The 2,940-nt window shown below is 51.2% G+C and carries 6 protein-coding genes; 2 read left to right on the top strand and 4 right to left on the bottom strand.

Annotated elements, in window-relative coordinates; genetic code table 11:
* Positions 1-233 precede the first annotated feature (233 nt).
* Both ACP5D4_RS11880 and ACP5D4_RS11885 read left to right on the top strand, forming a co-directional pair.
* Complete coding sequence (locus tag ACP5D4_RS11880; protein WP_428011840.1) at positions 234-713, top strand: nucleotidyltransferase domain-containing protein; 480 nt, start codon at positions 234-236, stop codon at positions 711-713.
* A complete protein-coding gene (locus ACP5D4_RS11885) occupies positions 710-1,105 on the top strand; it encodes a HEPN domain-containing protein (protein WP_428011841.1) in 396 nt (131 codons plus the stop codon). Before ACP5D4_RS11880 ends, ACP5D4_RS11885 begins: the two co-directional genes overlap by 4 nt.
* A gap of 296 nt (positions 1,106-1,401) precedes the next feature.
* Here the strand turns inward: ACP5D4_RS11885 and ACP5D4_RS11890 are convergent, their stop codons facing one another.
* From ACP5D4_RS11890 to ACP5D4_RS11905, 4 genes are all read right to left on the bottom strand, one after another.
* The gene (locus ACP5D4_RS11890; RefSeq protein ID WP_428011842.1) at positions 1,402-1,977 is read right to left on the bottom strand and encodes a Uma2 family endonuclease; all 576 of its coding nucleotides are present in this window, start codon (positions 1,975-1,977) and stop codon (positions 1,402-1,404) included.
* Between the two features lie 211 nt (positions 1,978-2,188).
* Positions 2,189-2,314, bottom strand: a complete 126-nt coding sequence (locus ACP5D4_RS11895; RefSeq protein ID WP_428011843.1) for a hypothetical protein — start codon at positions 2,312-2,314, stop codon at positions 2,189-2,191.
* 32 nt (positions 2,315-2,346) lie between these two features.
* Entirely contained in the window at positions 2,347-2,712 is a 366-nt protein-coding gene (gene vapC / locus ACP5D4_RS11900) for a type II toxin-antitoxin system tRNA(fMet)-specific endonuclease VapC (RefSeq protein WP_428011844.1), read from the bottom strand.
* A gap of 21 nt (positions 2,713-2,733) precedes the next feature.
* Positions 2,734-2,940: hypothetical protein (locus tag ACP5D4_RS11905; protein WP_428011845.1), on the bottom strand; the 207-nt coding region annotated here is incomplete at its 5' end.

Below are 2,940 nucleotides of genomic sequence, written 5' to 3' on the forward strand. Positions count from 1 at the left end.
GAGATAACTGGAATACCAGCTCAGGATGACAACCCAACAATGGAGCAGCTAATCAACACCTGGGTGCAAGAGATAACTGGGCGGTAGTGGGAATAATAGCAGTAGGGTGCGTTAGGCGGCAAGAAAACTGGGCTTTCTCGTGATAATTGAAACCCCGCCGTAACGCCCCGCGATTAATCCAACCCCCCGCACCATAACGCCCCCCGATTTATCTCCCCATCCATCGGTGCGTTATGGCGAAACCCACCCAATCCGGCGAAACCCAAACCATCACCCTCGCCACAACACACCCAACCGTTCCCCATGCGGTGGGGCTTTTTTGTGCGCCTTGTTCCGCCGCGATCGATCAGTTTTGTATAGTAGACTCAAGATTAATTGAAGTTTGTAGAATCTGCATGAATCGCTACGATCGCGCGGTAGCCGCACAATTTCGACAGCGCTTGGAAAAACTCACACCCATTTCCGATCTGCGTGTGTTCGGTTCGCGGGCGCGGGGCAACGCAACGCCAGAATCAGATTTAGATATCTTCATTCAGCTTCCGACCCTGGAAGCAGAGCTATACAGTCAGATTATCGACCTGGCTTGGGATGTGGGATTTGAAGCCGATCGGGTGATTTCAGTGTTTATTGTGACCGATGGTGACGTGCAGGACGGAGCGATTGGTGCGAGTTCGATCGTGGCAAACATCGTGAATGAAGGAATTCCCGTGTGAGCGATCGTCAGCTATCAGAATTGATTGCCTTGCGCGTGCAACAGGCACAGCAGGCACTACGCTCAGCCGCGATCTTGCTCGATAGTAACGACATTCAAGGCTCAGTTAATCGCTCCTACTACGCGATGTTCTACGTACTCTCAGCACTGCTCGAAACGCGCCAACTCGCGACCTCGAAGCACAGCGGTGCAATCGGTCTGTTCGATCGAGAATTCGTCAAAACGGGGGACTTTGATAAAGCGCTGTCGCGACGCTTACATCGTGCTTTTGAATTCAGGCAAGCGAGTGACTACAGCCCGACAGCAACGGTCAGCTACGAACAAGCATCGGAACTACAGCAAGATGCCATTGAATTTGTTGAGGCTCTACAGCATTATCTCGATACGAAGTAAGTGGTAGGGTGAGTTAGGCGGCAAAAAAACGGGCTTTCTCGCAACAATTGAAACCCCGCCGTAACGCACCGCGATTAATGCCGATATCCACACCATAACGCCCCCCGATTTATCCCCACATCCATCGGTGCGTCATGGCGAAATCAACCCCATCCGGCGAAACCCAAACCATCACCCTCGCTACAATACACCCTAGCGTTCCTCATACGGTGGGGCTTTTTTGTGCCTCTTGTTTCGCCGCGATCGCGACCTTCTCCACGCACGAGACCAGAACATCCGAATTGCAACGATCGCGATTACGACCCCTCAAAACGCACCCGACGGTATAGCTGCGCTACAGCTAACTGCACCGGCAAATGTTCCAGATTCACCACCGCATCCAGACCGCGAAACTCCTCCAAATGCCAACGCCCGTCATCCGTCTTCCAGTAATGCTCGATCGCGGGACGCTCTTGCTCGACCAAAAGATACTCCCGAAAACTGGGAACCGTCCGGTAGGCGGCAAACTTATCGCCGCGATCGTAACTCGACGTTGACGGCGACAACACCTCTGCCATCAACGTCGGATTCACAATTTCATCACTGCGATCGCCATTCACGATCGGCTCACCCGTCACCACCATCAAATCTGGATACGTTGCCTGGTTCCGTTCAGGAATCCACAAGCGCATATCACTATTAAACGCCTCGTAGTCTGCGTTATCTAACATGCTCTCAAACAATACATACAGCGTCATCAGCAAGCGGCTGTGATTAACCGAACCTCCGGGCATTTCAATCAGATCTCCATTGCGATATTCGTGGCGAACTTGGGCGATCGCCTCCTGTTCGCGATATTTATCGAGTGTGAGCTTCGCCGTAGTTGTAACCATAGATCTGTCGGAAAATCATCAAGAGAGCCGGGTGCTTCATTATTCAATGCACCCCAGCGATCGCTATACTAACCGTCCCCTCTAAAACGGTCGCAATTGATGTCACTCAGCCTAAAGAACCCGATCGCGAGGATACGTTTCTCTTCGATCGTTCGATTGCGAATTTTTGCGAGTACATCTTGGTGCGGCAGACGGTTCTGAGTATCGATCACTACACGCGCCAGGAGTCGGGTTGGTGGTTGCGGGAGTTTTCAGGTTTGGAGGCGAGTTTGCCAATTGAGGCGATCGGATTGGGGATGTGACGCGGTGGTAAAATGGGATGCATTGTCAGATTCATGGAATACCCGCCTCACGCATCATCCACAGATTTCAAACATCAACCCAATTCTCAAGCCTCAAACCGGAAACTCGCTCAAACTCGCGCATATTGTTCGTCACCAAAACCAAATCTCGGCTTTTTGCCTGCGCTGCAATCAGTAGATCGTAAGCGCCAATTGGTGTGCCGCGCTGTTCCAAATCAGCCCGAATTTCTCCAAATACTCGCACATCTTCATCACTCAAGCCAACGACTTGAAATGGCCGACGAAAATTATCCAACCGACGTCGGTTAAGGGGTGGATTCTGACTTTTTGCAACGCCGTATTCCAACTCTGCAACCGTCACGATCGATAATCCTAAATCGTTCTGATTCATTACACGAAAGCGTTGCAAAACCGATTCTGGGCGTTGTTTCATGATGTAAATACCTCATGCGCTTTACTCACACCAATCATCATGCTGTTGTAAACTAGGTTGGTTGCGATCGCTCATAAAATCATCCGAAACCGATTCAAAGCTCACCCACCACGCATCCCAATCAAACCGCTCTTGCTCCCGAAGTTGACGCACCCAATGCAAAACCTCCGCCACCTTTTGTTCGGGTAGCTGCCTAATCTCGTCCAAAAGCTGCTCGCGCAATGTCAT

The organism is Baaleninema sp., from assembly GCF_049974805.1.
GTDB lineage: Bacteria > Cyanobacteriota > Cyanobacteriia > Cyanobacteriales > Geitlerinemataceae > Baaleninema.